Source organism: Methylobacter arcticus (assembly GCF_050917435.1).
Taxonomy (GTDB): Bacteria; Pseudomonadota; Gammaproteobacteria; order Methylococcales; family Methylomonadaceae; genus Methylobacter_A; species Methylobacter_A titanis.
Genome location: NZ_CP159583.1, coordinates 659,049 through 675,466 on the forward strand (window position 1 = coordinate 659,049; position 16,418 = coordinate 675,466).

Sequence of the window (16,418 nt, forward strand, 5' to 3'; positions counted from 1 at the left end):
TTAAATGTGCGAAAAAATGAGGGTAGGGACATTATTAATGTAGCGAGTTCGATTTAGTTCAGGTTCAGAAAAATATGCTACGCTGGGCAAAATAGTGAAAAGAGAGGCATTCTAAATGGACGCACTGGACCAAATAACAACAACCCTGGCATTATCAATGGGACTGGCGTGGGCTAGCGGCATAAACCTGTACGCGACACTGTTCACGCTGGGTTATCTTGCCAATACCGGCAATATCGATCTGCCGCCGGATTTGCAAATAGTCGCTAACCCGATGGTCATGGGTGCGGCGGGACTGATGTATTGTGTCGAGTTTTTTGCCGATAAAACGCCGGGCATAGATACCGGTTGGGATGCCATCCACACCTTTATCCGCATTCCGGCAGGAGCGATGCTGGCGGCCGGAGCGATTGGCGATTTGAATCCCGCGGTTGAATTGGCCGCAGCCATCATGGGCGGTAGCCTGGCGGCAGGGTCGCACGCGACTAAGGCAGGGAGCCGGGTGATGATTAACGCCTCGCCGGAACCCTTTAGTAATTGGGTGGCATCGATCAGCGAGGATGTCGCGGTAATCACCGGCGTCTGGGCGTGCATTAATCATCCGGTGCTGTTTTTAATCGCGTTGGCGGGATTTATCGTGTTGATGACCTGGCTGCTGCCGAAAATATGGGTAGGCGTGAAACGGGTATTCGGTTTTATTCTTAACTTATTCAGAGCAGATAATCCGGCGACAGATCAAAGTCCGCCTCAATAAAAAACATTAGGTATTGACTGGCGGCAGATAATCGAGTCTAATGGCGCTCTTTTGTAGTTCCGCCCAGGTAGCTCAGTCGGTAGAGCAGAGGACTGAAAATCCTCGTGTCGACGGTTCGATTCCGCCCCTGGGCACCACTGCAAAAAAAACGCAACACCTCAAAAATGCCCAGGTAGCTCAGTCGGTAGAGCAGAGGACTGAAAATCCTCGTGTCGACGGTTCGATTCCGCCCCTGGGCACCATGAATATTTTTAAAAAAGCCGACCCATGGGTCGGCTTTTTTATGCCCGAAGGTTTTTAGTTCAGTGTCCGGGTTATTTCCTGTACGTAAGGTTAATTGATGTACATCATGTCATAGAGCTGTAATAAACAGGCATGGTTAGTTGTGGTAGGCTGCCTAGACGTAAGAAATCTGTGAAACGCCCTAAATGGATAATGACATCTTAATAAACCAAGCGAGACGTCTTTATGCTGCATTACAGGTTGAGCAACACACGCGAGGCATAGAACAGTTTGATCGTCTTGACCACCTCGTAATGCGTGCTTATTGCCGTTATCAGCGTCGGTTAAATCGCTGTGTTTTATGCTATCAGACTCGGGTAGCTGAATGCGATCGGGAAATTTTAGGGAAGTTTTGTCCTCACAAACATTCGAATACGCCTTCCGCGATTGATGCACTTCACTCTGTATTATTAGAGCAACAACTTGGAAGAAATCCTTAACCGATGAAAATACTCGTCGTCCCGCTGTTAATGCAGCAAGAGGATGACCGGTTCTGGATGATGCGTTATATCGAATCTACTCGAAAAATAGAACCGGATCAGGTGTTTAGGGTTGAGAATATGGGGCGGTATTAACAACAACGGAAAAATAGATCTTATTGCATGATCAACTGAGTATGGCATTAATAAAACAATCCCATTCCCTATTTACGTTAGGGAATGGGATTGTTTAACTTTGTACTTTTACATTTTTTACTATTTTTTAACTATTATCTGATAGTTTTTTAACAAACTTTGCTTGGTCGCCGGACTGAAAATCCTTGTGTCGACGGTTCGATTTCGCCCCTGGGCACCATGAATATCCTTAAAAAAAGCCGACCATTGAGTCGGTTTTTTTATGCCTGAAGGTTTTTAATCTTGTGTCCTGGTTAGAGGTAAAAGCATTAAGCCGTCATGTCGGTAGCGCCATAATCGTCAAAACTTCATCCAGACACTGAGATCGTGACGCTTAACGACCCACTGAAACCAAAAATTCCAGCAAGGTATCATTAATGCCGGGCCACTGCGCATGGAGTTTATCGCCTTCGCAATACCAGGTTTTTACACCTTTAGCGCAACCGGAATATGCCATACAGCCATTGCCAATCTTTTCAGGTATAGGCTCGCATTGATTGCACGCCGCCCACCAGCCGGAAGTCTGCTGACCGTACTTCGGGAATAAATGATCATTCGCGCTGTGCATGATCATCACGGGAATCGGCTCCGGACATTTGTGATCACGTAAATCCTGGTAATCGATTCCTGCGGCGCTGGGTGCAATTGCTTTGGGAATCTGTTTGGTGCCTGACATAAACGCCAAGGCCATTGCAGCAGTGCCACCGTCGGAATGCCCGGTAACAAAAACGCGTTTTTCATCAATACACCATTGCTTAGCCATCAAGCCGGGAATAGTCCCCAATTCGATGGTAGAAGTAGGCGATAAATCAGGATGATCTGCATAAGCGATTATAAATCCGGCGGTCGTCGCTTTCAGCGTGAGGGCCGTGGTTTTCTCGGTTTTTGCCCGGTTTGATCCTGCCGGTGAGTAGACCATCAGCAACGGATGGGCGACAGTGGGATCATAATTCAACGGCGTGCGTACATTGTATTTAATGCCTTCAAGCGTTGATTCGCCATTGAGGGCACCCGATTCCCCGCTGCGCATACCGACAGCGCATTGCTGACTAGCGCTTTGTGCGCCATAAGACGCGCTGCCTATTTGAGCGTGCTCGTCATTATCTTCGCTAAAAAAAACTATCAGCATTATCAAAATAGGCAGCAGGAACAGTAATTTAAAAACGGTGCTCCAGAAAGGCGTAGCCGTTTTTAGTTTATCCAGATAGTCTTCAAACATCGGATGGCCTCGCTGACTGTTTGCCGGCGGCGCGTTTCATTAAGTAAACAACTGCTGCGATAAGCGACACGACGAATAGAGATTTTATCGGCAAATTGTCTGAAGCTTCTGGTCCAAGACCGATCGAAAGCGGAATATGGCTATCGATGCTTTTGTCTTTATGCACTATCGCGACATGGGCCAGATAATTACCTGCACCGAATTTACTGAAATCAACCACGCCATTCACGGTGCCCGATTTTACTTTCGTCGGTTCCAGATAGAAAACCCGTGTACCTTCCGGTTCTTTGGTGACTTCAAATTCGACGGTTAAATTACGCAGGCTTTTGCCTTCATAATCGAATACGAGATTGGTGGAACCCAGGTGCGGAATCGTCTGGCAATACTCTTTGTCATTGCTCAATGCCGGCGTATAAGCGGTAAAGTGTACCCGCTCATGCCCCACCAGGATATTGCAGGCATCGACTTCATTGCTTGCCCCGCGATGCGCATAGACGGCTGACGGCAAAGCGACGGTCAATAACCCGAATAAACCTAAAGCACGACAACCGCAGGCTATCGTATTAATTAATGCGGGCAACAGCATGTTTTTTTTCATGTTCAAAACCTCTCTTTAACTTTGAAAGCAGAGTTATCAACGCACCCTCCGGTACGGGAATTTTTCCAGCATGCAGGATAAGGTATTAATATCCGGATTTGACGGCGTATTAAAAATCAAAACTTTCAACTTCTGCGATTAAAAATAACGGCGCACCACCGGTCGAAATATCAACGGCATGTTGAGCGGTTTCCTGTCCTCCGGGAGAATTTAAACAAGCCTCCAAATCCTGCATAGACGGAAAATAAACTTCGGCAATGCGATGGAACGGCGCTTGTTCCTGACCTACGCTGCTCGTGATCAGCGATGCGACAAAGCGGGTTTTTCCGGCCAGTTTTTCTACCGCCATCGGTACATGCTCCTGCGCATAGCGTTGTTCAAATATTTCGACATCGGCAGGCGTTGGATACATTACAATCAGTTTTGCTGCTTTCATAGCTTTCTCATATGGATTTTCTAAAAGACAGGTAATCGTATAGTGAAAGTTAAGCATTTGGATAATACTGACTTTCTATGGAACAATAGGTTTTTTCTATATCAGGGGTAGCTCTCATGGAAATGCAGCAAATCCGCTATTTTTTGGCAGTCTGCGATCAGGGCACCATCACGCACGCGGCGCAACTCACTTATGTCTCGCAACCGTCTTTGACACAGGCGATAAAAAAACTGGAAGAGGAAATGGGCGGGGCATTGTTTACGCGGACTCGCTCCGGCTGTCAGTTAACGCCGTTAGGTCGTATGGTTGAAATTAATCTGCGCAAGATTTATAAAGACTTACAGGCAACCAAAGCCGAAGCAATTCGTTTTACCCGGTTAAACACCATTCCCTTGCGCATGGGCCTGATGACCACGATAGGTGCGCAACGCCTAAGCCCTTGTCTTGCCTGGTATCAGCAAGAATACCCGAATATCGAATTGGAATTAATCGTTGATAGCGAAGCGGAGTTATTGAAGCAACTGGATTCTGGATTACTGGATTTGGTGATCAGCGCCCCGGCACACGCACCAGCACCACCGTATCAATCGACCTTGCTTTACGAAGAACGCTATGTGGTCGCATTCAGTACTAGCCATCGTTTTAATCAATTGCAAAAAGTCGATTTGAAAGCGATACAGTCAGAGCCTTATTTAGACCGGCTAAACTGTGAATTAAGAGAGGATCTGAAATGCATTTGTCAAAAACAGGAAATCAATCTTTATGCTGCTTACCGCAGTAACAGCGAAGAATGGATTTTGCAGATGGTTAAGGCCGGTATCGGTGTAGCATTAATGCCTGAATATACCCTGTCCAAACAGGCAGCCGACATCAGTTATCGCTATCTGTACGAGCCTGAAATCAGCCGTCAGGTTTATGCGATTCATACGCATCAGGCGTCAACAAAGTCTGAATTGCAGGCATTGATAGCCCATTTGAGCAGTACATAATTGTCAATCAGTATCGAAAAATTTCCAGTAGGCCTTGGCCGATTCAGCGACGTGCCGTATTTCAGCGAAATATTCGCCATCTTTACGGCTATCAGGTTATAAAGTTCAGTATCGGCCATATAGCAGGTTGGCTGCATGTTCATCAGTGCTTTCATCGCCGCTTTGTGCAGCACTGGAGTCGTTTGCGGTGTGTCCAGCATTCCGTCCACGCAGATTTATTCCGGCTTCTGCAAGTTCGACATCCAGCACCTCTTTTACATCATGTGTCGGCAAATCAAAGCCCTGCATCTCCATGGCTTTGCGTCCCGAAGCTATGTCTTTTTGGTATTCTGCCAAGCTCTGAGGTTTAAATGGGCTAAAGCGATCAGGCTGTCCTGATCTTTTCAACTGCAAGCTTAGGTGGATGTACGGTATAATTGCCACAAATCCCACAGCTCAACACTTAATAAATGGCCCAATTTTTTGAAATACACCCGGAAAGTCCACAGTTGCGCTTGATACATCGCGCCGTGGAAATACTTCGCAAGGGTGGTGTTATCGTTTACCCGACCGATTCCTCTTATGCGATTGCCTGTCTGATAGGCGATAAGCAGGCGATGGATAAAATCCGTCGTATCAGGCAGTTGGACGATAAACACGATTTTACGCTGGTGTGCAAAGATCTGGCCCAAGTGTCTATGTTTACCAAAATCAGTAATGATGCTTACCGCTTGATTAAGGCATTAACGCCAGGAGCTTTTACCTTTATTTTGGAAGCTACCCGTGAAGTGCCTCGTCGGATGCAACACCCGAAGAAAAAAACCATCGGTATTCGTATCCCCGATCACCCTATTACCCAATTGCTGGTTCAGGAATTGGGTGAGCCCTTGTTTAGTTCTACGTTGATATTGCCGGGCGAGAACGAGGCCTTGACCGATCCTTATGAGATCAGGGATAAGCTCGAACGCGAACTGGATTTGGTGATTGACGGCGGTATTATCGAGTTTGAACAAACGACTATTATCGAATTTTCCGATAATGGCACTGAGATTATCAGGCAGGGCAAGGGTCTGGCTCCGATGTTGGATTGATGAGGATGTCACTATGATGGATGAATTGACGCTGCTGCAACGTATAGTGGTTTGGATATTGCCGGTGATTTTTGCAATTACTGTGCATGAAGTGGCGCATGGCTGGGTAGCCAAAAAATACGGCGATAACACCGCCGCGATGTTGGGTCGGTTAACCTTAAATCCGATTAAGCATATCGATTTGTTCGGAACCCTTATTATCCCCGGCTTGTTATTGCTCTCTGGTACCGGTTTTATTTTCGGCTGGGCAAAACCGGTGCCTGTCGACGCGCGGAATTTTAAGAATCCACTGCGCGATATGGCGATAGTCGCTTTAGCCGGTCCTGTTGCTAATCTGTTGATGGCTGTCGGTTGGGCATTAATAGCCCGGTTAGGCGTATCGATGCATTCTCAATCAGAAGCTATTGCCTTGCCGCTGATTTATACCGGGATTGCCGGGATTTCTATTAATCTGGTGTTGGCATTGCTTAATTTATTGCCTATTCCGCCGTTGGACGGCAGCCGCATTTTGACGGGTATATTGCCGCGTTATTGGGCGTGGCAATATAATCGCCTGGAGCGCTTCGGCTTTATTATTTTATTGGTGCTGTTATACACGCGTGTTTTAAATTTGATTTTGGAATATCCTTTGTATTTTGCACAGCAAGTGTTTTTTTCAATTGCCGGTTTATAGCTTGTTTTTTGCCCTGGTTTTGGCTGCCGACTTAAGACAGTGCCGTGTTAATAGGCTGCGACAGGCGGAGTGGAAGCTTTGCTTGCAAACAGGCGAAGCCTGTACTCCGGACTTGCCCCGGCTTAAATTTTGTAGCCCTGATGAATCAAAATACGGCTGAAATTTTAGAGCCATCGCCAGTCCTCGCGATGGTTAACGGCGCACCGTTTAATAAGCTGCCGGACGATCTTTATATTCCTCCCGATGCGCTGGAAGTGCTGCTGGACACCTTTGAAGGGCCACTGGATTTATTGCTGTATTTGATACGCAGGCAGAATCTGGATGTGGTTAACATACCGATAGCCAAGATTACCCATCAATATATCGCCTATATTCAGATAATGGGGGTATTGAATCTGGAGTTGGCCGCAGAATATCTGGTGATGGCCGCGCTGCTGGCGGAAATCAAGTCAAGAATGCTGTTGCCCAGGCAGTCGGATATTGAAGCGGACGAGGAAGATCCGCGAGCAACCTTGATTCGCCGGTTGCAGGAATATGAGCTGATTAAAAATGCGGCTGAAGAAATTGATCAGTTGCCTAGAATTGAACGCGATATATTTGAAATCAGCGTCGATGTTTCGGCGCTAAAAAATGTCGAACAAAACTTGCCGGATATCCAGTTAAAAGAAATGCTGCTGGCATTTCAGGATGTACTTAAAAGAGTTGAGCAGCTCAGTCATCATCAAATTACCAAGGAGCCCTTATCTGTCCGTGAACGCATGTCAGCCATTTTGGAAAACCTTAGCGGAGCGGATAGTCTCCTTTTCTCGCAACTATTTAGCCGAAAAGAAGGTCGACACGGAGTCGTTGTCTCGTTTTTGGCCATACTCGAACTCAGCAAAGAACGACTCATCGATATTATCCAGTCAGAACCCTTTGCCGAAATCCGAGTTAGAACCGCCGAAGCCTTTAGCGAAACCTGCACCGACGAAACCCAAGCCAAAGCCAATAGTTGAACCTACGTCACCCTTTTCCGTCACTGAACAACCTGAAATTAACGTGGAAATTAAACGTGTAGTTGAAGCAATTTTATTTGCTGCAAATCGTCCTATGACCTGTAAACAGGTGCAACAGGTTTTCCCTGAAATTGAGCAGCCGGACATACAGGAAATACAGGCGGCAATTGATGCGGTCACAGAAGATTACCGCTTCAGGCCGGTTGAACTAAAACAGGTAGCCAGCGGTTATCGTTTTCAAGTGAGGAAGGAGCTATCGCGCTGGGTATCGCGGTTGTTTGAAGAAAAGCCGCCAAAATATTCCCGAGCATTATTGGAAACGCTGGCCATTATTGCCTATCGTCAACCGGCAACACGCGGCGATATTGAGGATATTCGAGGGGTTGGCGTCAGTTCAAGCATCATTCATACGTTACTTGAACGTGAGTGGATTCGAGTGGTGGCGCACAAAGAGGTGCCGGGCAGACCAGCTTTATACGGTACGACCAAACAATTTTTGGATTATTTTAATATTACATCATTAAGTGAGTTGCCGACATTGCAAGAGATTCAGGAGCTTGGCATATCATTAGATGATCCTTTGTTAGATAATCCGTTGTTAGAAACACAGCAACAACCTATGCAGGCAAAGAGTGAAGATCAAAAAACAATCGAACAGCAAGAAACCACCGAAGACTGCAAGGACGCAGGAGGTAAAGCAACGCAGGGCGCCGAAACTATCGGGCAGGCCACTAAAACCATCGCAAGGATCAGCACAACAACCGAATAATCCTGCGAAGCAATCCCTTCCTGCGCAAAAGGGCTTTGCCGGGAGTCAATCAGCCGATGGCGAGCGCATTCAGAAAGTGCTGGCGCGCGGCGGTGTCGGTTCAAGGCGCGAAATTGAGCGTTGGATAGACGAGGGGCGCTTGAAGATTAACGGTAAGCCTGTCGGCTTGGGTGATCGTCTGAAAGATGGGGATCACCTGCTGATCAATGATCGAGTGGTGCATTGGGAAAAGTTTGTCGAGCAGCCTACTCAAGTGCTGCTTTATCATAAACCTGTCGGTGAAGTGGTTACGCGTCGTGATCCGCAAGGTCGTCCGGTGGTGTTTGCCCAATTACCGAAACTGGCTATTAGTCGCTGGATAGCGGTTGGTCGTCTGGACATCAATACGTCGGGGTTATTATTGGTCACCAATAATGGTGAGCTGGCTAATCGATTAATGCATCCGTCTACGCAAGTCGAGCGCGAATATGCAGTACGTATTTTAGGTGAGGTTTCTGATGCTACCCTGGCAAAACTCAAGCAGGGTGTAGAACTGGAAGACGGCAAAGCCAAGTTTGACGAGATTAAATTTTTCGGCGGTGAAGGCGCCAATAAGTGGTACAACGTTATCGTTGCCGAAGGTCGCAACAGGCTGGTAAGACGTTTGTGGGAATCGCAGGAAGTGACCGTCAGCCGCTTAATGCGGGTGCGCTATGGACCTGTGGTGTTGCCGGAGCGTTTGAAAGCCGGTTCGTTTTATGAGTTGACCGATAAAGAACTGGAATTGCTGTTTGAATTTGCGGGGATGCCAGGCGAAAAACCGGTGTACATCAACAAGCCCGAATTTAAGGCCTATAAATCTGGAAAGCGTTAGCAAAGGCGGTCGGGCCTTCCGCAAAGCTTATGCGTATTGCGCACCAACAATAAGCTCTTTATGACTGCATGGACAGATATTTGCTCCTCGGTAATTGCTCCTGCATGACTCTACTGCACGCCATCCATGGCGTTATGCAAGAGGTACGACCCCAAGGATGGGGGAGGTAGAGCAACGCATGGAGCGGTTGCCGAGAGCGATGCAGAAGCAATTGCCGAGGCGGCCCGACATTGCCGTTGATTTAGTTAGCCGAGACAAACCTGGTTTCTGCCGTTGTGTTTGGCGGTGTACATGGCTTCATCAGCGCGTTTGACGAAAGATTCGCGAGTATCGTTGTCACCTAAGGTGCTAACGCCAAGGCTTGCGGTGATCTTGATGGTGTCCATGCCGTAGGCTATGGTGTGCCGCTCAATTGAGGCGCGAATCCGTTCTGCCAGCAATCTTGCACCGTTGGTGTCTGTGTCGCTTAATAAAATGACGAATTCTTCGCCGCCATAACGAAAAATAATATCACTGTCTCTTAGGCTTTCTTTAATCCATTTTGCACTAGAAGCCAAGGTGATGTCGCCGCAATCGTGACCGTAGGTATCATTGATGGCTTTAAAGTGATCGATGTCAAAGAAAATGAGTGATAATTTTTTGGCATTGCGCGTAGCAAGACTTATTTCCCTATTTATGCAATCATTAAATGACGATCTGTTGTTGGCTTGGGTGAGTGGATCGGTATAAGCCATTTTTAAAGCTTGGTGAAATAAGGTTGCATTTCTCAAGGGATAAATCAAACAGCAAAGCATCGCTTCCAGTAACTGGAGGTCGGCATCGCTGAACCTATGGTTGCTCATCAGTTTTAATTCACCCAGTTGTTGCTGCTCAACTTTAAGTGCATAATTACAGGAATGCCGGGTAAACACCCCGCTTTTTACTTCCAGATCGAATTCTTTATTAATATAAACATAAGCGCTATGAGGAATCTTATTGGCGATTTTGCTACAGAAAATTGCGATCAGCTCAGTAAACTTCAATGTTGTTTGTAAAGCGCTGCTGATGTCATAATTATGAAGGTTAACGGCTTTTGTTGCTTCAAAAGTGTGATTGTTGATAACCGCTAAGTTTGCTGATTTGCCGGCCATGATCGCTTCCTCGTGGATTGAGACTGTTGCTTTGCAATAACTAAAGCGAGGAATGTGCCAATTCATAAAAATAGCCCATAATCAGTATGATGGTAAGGATATTTTATTTTTGGCTCATTGCTGTTATAAGATTGACATGACAAGGTGGCAAGAGATTGCCGGTGGATGGGCTTTTGTTGCCGTTAATTGTCGAAAAGATAGGCAATGGCGTTTTCGGATTTATCCTATAGAAGCGAAATCCGGTAAAATCAAAATTGGATTGGGATGTTGCTTTTTAACGGTTTTGTACGTGCGACTGGCTTGATTGGCAGTCATAATAATAGTATCGAAAAAGCGCTTTTCATGTAAACTGCAGGCAGTTTTTTTTGAAATTTTCCCGATGAATCAAAGGTGTGGAATGATGTCTAGCAAGAATTGCTATATTTTGTGATCACTGATGGTGCCGAGGAGAGGACTTGAACCTCCATGGGGTTGCCCCCACCAGCACCTGAAGCTGGCGTGTCTACCAATTTCACCACCTCGGCAGAGGCTAGCTGTAAAAGCTAAAGTGAGCGCGCACTATACCCATCCATTTTGATTTTGTCAATTAGGTGTGACGTTTTATCCTAAAGTAAGTCAGACAGGATGACGTTACTTTAAACCCGCGGAGAAAAAAGTTTTTTTGCATAAAGGCCAAAAACTTTTCTCTTTCAATTCTAATCGATATACTAAACCTATATACTTAAGATTATGTTTATCGTATCCACCTTTTTTATTTTATTATTTAAATGACATTGAAGTCTAAAAAAGACGTTGATTTTAATTCAACAAAAGATCCATATGCTCAGCGTGAAGCTGAGAAATATGAGAATCCCATTCCCAGCCGCGAATTAATTCTTCAATTCATCGAGCATGCTGGCAAACCTTTGCGTCGTGAAGAACTCGCCGAAGCGTTTACCCTTGAAACCGAAGACCAGCTAGAGGCTTTACGCCGCCGTTTACGGGCAATGGAAAGGGACGGGCAATTATTATTTAATCGGGGCAAGAAATATTGCCTGGTTAATAATGAGGATTTAATTGCCGGGCGCATTATCGGTCATGCGGACGGATTTGGCTTTATTAAGCCGGATGATGGCTCGGACGACCTGTTCTTATCGCCACGAGAAATGAATCCTTTACTGCACAATGATCGGGCGCTGGTACGTATTGCCGGGGTCGATAAAAAAGGCCGCAGGGAAGGGGCTGTTGTTGAAATTCTTCAGAGAAATACGCACCATGTTGTTGGGCGTCTCTATAAAGAAGACGGTTTTACTTACGTGGTGCCGGACAATAAAAATATAGCGCAAACCATTCTGGTTCAAAAAGACGGCACCGGCAAGGCAAAACAAGGACAGATTGTCGTTGCCGAAATCGTTGAGCAGCCGACTAAGCTTCGGCAGCCTATTGGGCGCATTGTTGAGGTCATGGGCGAACACATGGCGCCGGGAATGGAAATCGAAATGGCGATTCGTTCCCATGAGCTGCCTAATCAATGGCCTGATGAATTGCTGGAAGCAATTAAACCGCTTAGCAAGGATGTGCCGGAGTCGGCAAAAGAAGGCCGGGTTGATTTAAGGGACATTCCCTTGGTCACGATTGATGGTGAAGATGCCCGTGATTTTGACGATGCGGTTTATTGCCAGAAAACCCCTAAGGGTTGGAAGTTATTGGTTGCGATCGCCGATGTTTCGCATTATGTGCAGATTAATTCGGAATTAGACAAGGAAGCTCAAAAACGCAGTACGTCGGTCTATTTTCCTGAACAGGTCATACCGATGTTGCCGGAGATTTTGTCCAATGGCTTGTGTTCGCTTAATCCCCATGTGGACCGCCTATGTATGGTGTGCGAGCTATACATAGACCAACAGGGCCAGGTTGTTCGGTCACGTTTTTTTGACGCGGTGATGAGTTCTCATGCCCGACTGACCTACAATGAAGTCGCAGCAATGCTGGTTGATGGCGATGTTGCCTTAGCCGAAAAATATAAAGCCGTGATGCCGCATTTACAGGAGCTATACGCGCTGTACAAGGTGATGCGGGTGAGCCGAGAACAGCGCGGCGCAATGGATTTCGACACGCAGGAAACCCGGATTGTTTTCGGTGCAGAACGTAAAATTGAAAAAATAGTGCCGGTGGTGCGTAACGATGCACACAAATTGATCGAAGAATTTATGATCACCGCGAACATGGCGGCGGCGCGGTTTTTAAATAGTAAAAAAATGCCCAAGTTGTTGCGGATACACGAAGGTCCAAGTGCCGATAAGCTGCTTAATCTGAAAACCTTTATTGGCGAACTGGGCTTGAGTTTAGGCGGCGGGGATAAGCCAACGCCGCTGGATTATATGCATCTGATGGAGTCAATCAAAGATAGGCCTGATGCGCATTTGATTCAGACCGTATTGTTGCGTTCGATGTCGCAGGCGGTCTACAGTCCCGAGTTAAAAGGCCATTTCGGTCTGGCGCTGGAGGCTTACGCGCATTTTACCTCGCCTATTCGCCGTTATCCCGATTTGTTGGTGCATCGTGCAATCAGGCATTGTTTGCAGGGCAAGCCGGTGGAAAGCTTTTTCTATGGCGTTCCCGATATGGTTGTTTTGGGCGAACAATGTTCAGCCCATGAGCGCCGCGCCGATGATGCCACGCGGGATGTGGTGAGCTGGCTCAAATGCGAATATATGATGGATAAGGTTGGCGAGGAATTCCCCGGTATTATTTCAGCGGTCACCTCGTTTGGTTTTTTTGTCGAGCTTGCCGAAATTTATGTTGAAGGCTTGGTTCATATCAGCAATCTGGCTCAGGATTATTTTCATTTCGATGCGACCAGTCACCAGTTAAGAGGCGAACGTACCGGCATTAATTACCGGCTGGGCGATAGTGTCAATATCAGGGTCGTCCGTGTTGATCTGGACGAAAAGAAGATGGATTTTGAACTGGCGGAAAAACAAGTCGTGATGGATACCAAACCTAAAAAAAGACGTCGTAAAAAATGAAATTAAGCAAAATATACGGCATACATTCGGTACAGTCGGCTTTAGATTATTCCCCTAAAAAAATCGGTAAAGCTTGGGTTGACAGCCAACGGCAAGACAAGCGTTTGACGCAGCTGATTGATGATTTATTGGATCTGGGCATAGAGCCGGAAAAAGTCGATCGGAAAAAGCTGGATAAACTGGCCGATAGCAATAATCATCAAAGTATCGTTATCGAAGTTGAAATGCCCGGCGAGTTATCGGAAACCGATCTAAAGGATGCGGTATTAACCTTATCAGGAACGCCTTTATTCCTGGTGCTGGATAATGTGCAGGATCCGCATAATTTCGGCGCATGCCTTAGAACTGCCGACGCTACCGGTGTGCATGGCGTCATTATTACCAAAGATAACGCTACCGGGATTACTCCGACGGTCTGTAAAGTGGCTAGCGGGGCTGCTGAAACGGTGCCGGTTTATCAGGTGACCAATTTGGCCAGAACCTTGCGCTGGCTTAAAGATCAGGGGATATGGGTCATGGGCGCGGCGGGAGAAGCCACTCAAACGGCCTATCAAACCGATTTCACCGTGCCGTTGGCTGTGGTCGTGGGTGCCGAGGGTAAAGGCTTAAGACGCTTGACCAAAGAGCAATGCGATATATTAGTTAAGTTGCCGATGCTGGGGCAGGTAGACAGTCTTAATTTGTCGGTAGCGACCGGTGTGCTGCTTTATGAAGCTGTGCGGCAGCGGTTAGTTGCTGTTTGATCAATGCGAATAACATCAACATACTCTCTCGAAGGCACGGGTTTAAGCTGCATTCGCGATGACCGGGTGTTATTCGAAGAACTGGCTTTTGAGCTGGTTTCAGGACAGATTCTATTGCTGGAAGGCAAAAACGGCAGCGGTAAGACTTCGTTATTGCGTATTTTATGCGGATTCCGGGAGCCCGATTCCGGTAAGATTTGCTGGTGCGGCGACCACGTAAAAGACAGCCAGTTTCATGCGCAGATGGCCTATGTCGGCCACTTGGACGGCATTAAAAAAGAACTGACCGTATTGGAAAACTTAAGAATGTCGGTAGCCTTAAGCAATTCCGGCCGGTATTCCATTCATCAGGCTTTAAGCAAAGTTCATCTGCAAGGTTATGATGATATTCTGGCTCAGGCTTTATCGGCAGGTCAGAAAAGACGGCTGTCGCTAGCCCGGTTGCTGATTACCGAAAATGTGTTGTGGATTCTGGATGAGCCTTTCACCTCATTAGACAAGCAGGGTATTGCCCTGATTGAAACCTTAATGACCGAACATTGCGTTAACGGCGGCATGATTGTCCTCACCTCGCATCATGACATAGACTTGCCTGATGTCGATGTTCTGCGTATTCATTTATCCTGATGTCTTTATCCCGCGCATTTTTTGCCGTTATTCGCCGCGATTTGGTTCTGGCTTTGCGGCGTCGTTCCGAAATAGCCAATCCGCTGCTGTTTTTTATCCTGGTGATAACCCTGTTCCCGTTGGGCATCGGTGCGCAGCCGCATTTATTGCAAGCCATCGCACCGGGTATCATCTGGGTTTCCGCATTGCTGGCGGCCATGCTGTCTCTGGACAGCCTGTTTCGTTCGGATTTTGATGACGGCTCACTGGAACAGATGCTATTAAGCCCCCACCCGACCACGGTGTTAGTCCTGGCTAAGATTATCGCCCACTGGTTGGTGACCGGCTTGCCGCTGCTGATTGTAGCGCCGCTGCTGGCGGTTTTTTTAGGCATGCCCAATCATTCTCTGGGAGCCTTGTTGCTGACCTTGCTGCTGGGAACGCCGGTGTTAAGTCTGATTGGCGCTGTTGGTGTGGCGCTAACCGTAGGACTGCGTCGGGGCGGCATGATTTTGTCGCTGCTGGTTTTACCCTTGTATGTTCCGGTGTTGATATTTGCCGGTAACGCGGTGCAGATGGCCGGCAGCGGCTTGCCGGTTGACGCGCAAATTAATATATTGATTGCCATTTTATTGATGGCTTTAGTATTGGCGCCTTTGCCGGTAGCGGCGGCATTAAAAATGAGTATTCATTGATAATATCTCGTAGAATAATCAATCATATTGACGCTCAGGAATAAATGATTATGGTATCAACTAAATATTTGTCTGTTTTTTCACCGGCTACCGAGCAACAACGAAAAGAAAATTTTGCTAGTTACTGGGAGTTTACCCAGCAGCATGGCGGGAAGTTGTTGGAACAGGACAAGGATTTAGCTAAAAAACGCGATCGACTGAAGCATTTTCAGGATAACCCGGTTAAATTACGGAAGCCACTGGCTGATCCTGACGCTTTTTATCGTAATTATGTCGACATGCAAGATGACCCTAAATCGCTGGATCGCATGACCTTGATGCTGACAGGTATGTACAAGTTTGCCCGACATGAATGGGTAGGTATTAAAGGCGCTTGGGATGCGGTGCCCGATATGGCCAATTCGCATACCGTGGAAGACAAGATCAGTCGCGTGCATTTGGCTGAAGAATTTTGCCATGTGCGCCTGTTTGATGAAATGCTGAAAACTTGCGGTTTGGACAAAGTGGAGTGGGTGCCTTTAGGTCCGGTTAAAGAAAAAATCTACGAGCAGTTTCCCAAGTTACCCGGTTTTTTAATGGACACGCCGGCTTTTGTAACAGAGTTGATGGGGGTGACTTTTTATTGTCATTTATATCGCCTGTTTGATGACGTGCTGGCCGATGAGCCGGAAGTATGCGCCCGTTTAAAAGAGTTGCTGGATGAAATTACCATTGATGAAGTGGCGCATGTCGGGCAGCGAAGGAATTTTATCGGTCCGATAGGCATGAAAGTTTCAAAAGCGCTGGTTAAGCCGTTCTATACGTTGTTCTTTAAGGATATTCCTGAAGTCGGGCAATTGTTTAATGTTGAGCAGATGATTAAAGACGGCATCGCTTTTGATTTTAATGAATTGCCTGAGTATATGCTTGAACGCAGCTGGGTTCCTTCATACTGCAAAGCTTAAAAACAGATCGTTCCTGCATGTTAGTTTTAAACCATTTTTC

The 16,418-nt window shown here is 46.8% G+C and carries 18 protein-coding genes and 3 tRNA genes; 15 read left to right on the forward strand and 6 right to left on the reverse strand.

Annotation, left to right across the window (positions count from 1 at the left end; all coding sequences use genetic code 11):
• Nucleotides 1–115 precede the first annotated feature (115 nt).
• From ABXJ76_RS03210 to ABXJ76_RS03225, 4 genes are all read left to right on the forward strand, one after another.
• The gene (locus ABXJ76_RS03210; RefSeq protein WP_432744039.1) at nt 116–754 is read left to right on the forward strand and encodes a DUF4126 domain-containing protein; all 639 of its coding nucleotides are present in this window, start codon (nt 116–118) and stop codon (nt 752–754) included.
• A 61-nt stretch (nt 755–815) separates the two neighbouring features.
• Nucleotides 816–891, forward strand: a tRNA-Phe gene (locus ABXJ76_RS03215).
• Nucleotides 892–920: 29 nt separating this feature from the next.
• Nucleotides 921–996 (forward strand) — tRNA-Phe (locus ABXJ76_RS03220).
• 483 nt (nt 997–1,479) lie between these two features.
• Nucleotides 1,480–1,611 (forward strand): hypothetical protein, encoded by a 132-nt coding sequence (locus ABXJ76_RS03225; RefSeq protein ID WP_432744041.1) that lies wholly within the window; start codon nt 1,480–1,482, stop codon nt 1,609–1,611.
• Nucleotides 1,612–1,984: 373 nt separating this feature from the next.
• Here the strand turns inward: ABXJ76_RS03225 and ABXJ76_RS03230 are convergent, their stop codons facing one another.
• From ABXJ76_RS03230 to ABXJ76_RS03240, 3 genes are all read right to left on the reverse strand, one after another.
• Nucleotides 1,985–2,869 carry a poly(3-hydroxybutyrate) depolymerase gene (locus ABXJ76_RS03230; RefSeq protein WP_432744042.1) on the reverse strand — a complete coding sequence of 295 codons (885 nt, stop codon included), beginning with the start codon at nt 2,867–2,869 and terminating at the stop codon, nt 1,985–1,987.
• A complete protein-coding gene (locus ABXJ76_RS03235; RefSeq protein WP_432744044.1) occupies nt 2,862–3,467 on the reverse strand; it encodes a hypothetical protein in 606 nt (201 codons plus the stop codon). The genes ABXJ76_RS03230 and ABXJ76_RS03235 overlap by 8 nt, the downstream gene beginning before the upstream one ends.
• A gap of 109 nt (nt 3,468–3,576) precedes the next feature.
• Nucleotides 3,577–3,903, reverse strand: a complete 327-nt coding sequence (locus ABXJ76_RS03240) for an EthD family reductase (protein WP_432744047.1) — start codon at nt 3,901–3,903, stop codon at nt 3,577–3,579.
• A gap of 116 nt (nt 3,904–4,019) precedes the next feature.
• Here ABXJ76_RS03240 and ABXJ76_RS03245 point away from each other — a divergent pair, with 116 nt between their 5' ends.
• A complete protein-coding gene (locus ABXJ76_RS03245) occupies nt 4,020–4,892 on the forward strand; it encodes a LysR family transcriptional regulator (protein ID WP_432744049.1) in 873 nt (290 codons plus the stop codon).
• Nucleotides 4,893–4,997: 105 nt separating this feature from the next.
• Here ABXJ76_RS03245 and ABXJ76_RS03250 read toward each other — a convergent pair whose 3' ends face one another.
• A complete protein-coding gene (locus ABXJ76_RS03250; protein WP_432744051.1) occupies nt 4,998–5,228 on the reverse strand; it encodes a hypothetical protein in 231 nt (76 codons plus the stop codon).
• Between the two features lie 113 nt (nt 5,229–5,341).
• Between ABXJ76_RS03250 and ABXJ76_RS03255 the strand changes: the two genes are divergently transcribed.
• The 5 genes from ABXJ76_RS03255 to rluB all read left to right on the forward strand — a co-directional run bounded on the left by ABXJ76_RS03255 (nt 5,342) and on the right by rluB (nt 9,252).
• Nucleotides 5,342–5,962, forward strand: a complete 621-nt coding sequence (locus ABXJ76_RS03255) for an L-threonylcarbamoyladenylate synthase (RefSeq protein ID WP_432744053.1) — start codon at nt 5,342–5,344, stop codon at nt 5,960–5,962.
• A gap of 13 nt (nt 5,963–5,975) precedes the next feature.
• Nucleotides 5,976–6,635 (forward strand): site-2 protease family protein, encoded by a 660-nt coding sequence (locus ABXJ76_RS03260; protein ID WP_432744055.1) that lies wholly within the window; start codon nt 5,976–5,978, stop codon nt 6,633–6,635.
• A gap of 140 nt (nt 6,636–6,775) precedes the next feature.
• Nucleotides 6,776–7,630 (forward strand): segregation and condensation protein A, encoded by an 855-nt coding sequence (locus ABXJ76_RS03265; protein WP_432744057.1) that lies wholly within the window; start codon nt 6,776–6,778, stop codon nt 7,628–7,630.
• A gap of 94 nt (nt 7,631–7,724) precedes the next feature.
• Nucleotides 7,725–8,399 carry an SMC-Scp complex subunit ScpB gene (gene scpB / locus ABXJ76_RS03270; RefSeq protein WP_432744059.1) on the forward strand — a complete coding sequence of 225 codons (675 nt, stop codon included), beginning with the start codon at nt 7,725–7,727 and terminating at the stop codon, nt 8,397–8,399.
• A gap of 67 nt (nt 8,400–8,466) precedes the next feature.
• The gene (gene rluB, locus ABXJ76_RS03275) at nt 8,467–9,252 is read left to right on the forward strand and encodes a 23S rRNA pseudouridine(2605) synthase RluB (protein WP_432746427.1); all 786 of its coding nucleotides are present in this window, start codon (nt 8,467–8,469) and stop codon (nt 9,250–9,252) included.
• A 245-nt stretch (nt 9,253–9,497) separates the two neighbouring features.
• On the opposite strand, the gene ABXJ76_RS03280 is transcribed toward rluB, so the two are convergent.
• A complete protein-coding gene (locus tag ABXJ76_RS03280) occupies nt 9,498–10,382 on the reverse strand; it encodes a GGDEF domain-containing protein (protein WP_432744061.1) in 885 nt (294 codons plus the stop codon).
• 437 nt (nt 10,383–10,819) lie between these two features.
• Nucleotides 10,820–10,906, reverse strand: a tRNA-Leu gene (locus tag ABXJ76_RS03285).
• A 243-nt stretch (nt 10,907–11,149) separates the two neighbouring features.
• On the opposite strand from ABXJ76_RS03285, the gene rnr reads away from it, so the two are divergent.
• Genes rnr through ABXJ76_RS03310 form a run of 5 tightly spaced genes read left to right on the forward strand, consistent with a single transcriptional unit; the run spans nt 11,150 to nt 16,378 of the window.
• On the forward strand, nt 11,150–13,390 hold the full coding sequence (rnr, locus tag ABXJ76_RS03290; protein ID WP_432744063.1) for a ribonuclease R: 2,241 nt from the start codon (nt 11,150–11,152) through the stop codon (nt 13,388–13,390).
• The gene (gene rlmB, locus ABXJ76_RS03295; protein ID WP_432744065.1) at nt 13,387–14,133 is read left to right on the forward strand and encodes a 23S rRNA (guanosine(2251)-2'-O)-methyltransferase RlmB; all 747 of its coding nucleotides are present in this window, start codon (nt 13,387–13,389) and stop codon (nt 14,131–14,133) included. Before rnr ends, rlmB begins: the two co-directional genes overlap by 4 nt.
• A gap of 3 nt (nt 14,134–14,136) precedes the next feature.
• Nucleotides 14,137–14,760: a cytochrome c biogenesis heme-transporting ATPase CcmA gene (gene ccmA, locus ABXJ76_RS03300; RefSeq protein WP_432744067.1), complete on the forward strand. Its 624-nt coding sequence runs from the start codon at nt 14,137–14,139 to the stop codon at nt 14,758–14,760.
• Nucleotides 14,760–15,434, forward strand: a complete 675-nt coding sequence (gene ccmB, locus ABXJ76_RS03305; protein ID WP_432744069.1) for a heme exporter protein CcmB — start codon at nt 14,760–14,762, stop codon at nt 15,432–15,434. Before ccmA ends, ccmB begins: the two co-directional genes overlap by 1 nt.
• 50 nt (nt 15,435–15,484) lie before the next feature.
• Nucleotides 15,485–16,378, forward strand: a complete 894-nt coding sequence (locus ABXJ76_RS03310; RefSeq protein ID WP_432744071.1) for a hypothetical protein — start codon at nt 15,485–15,487, stop codon at nt 16,376–16,378.
• Nucleotides 16,379–16,418 lie beyond the last annotated feature (40 nt).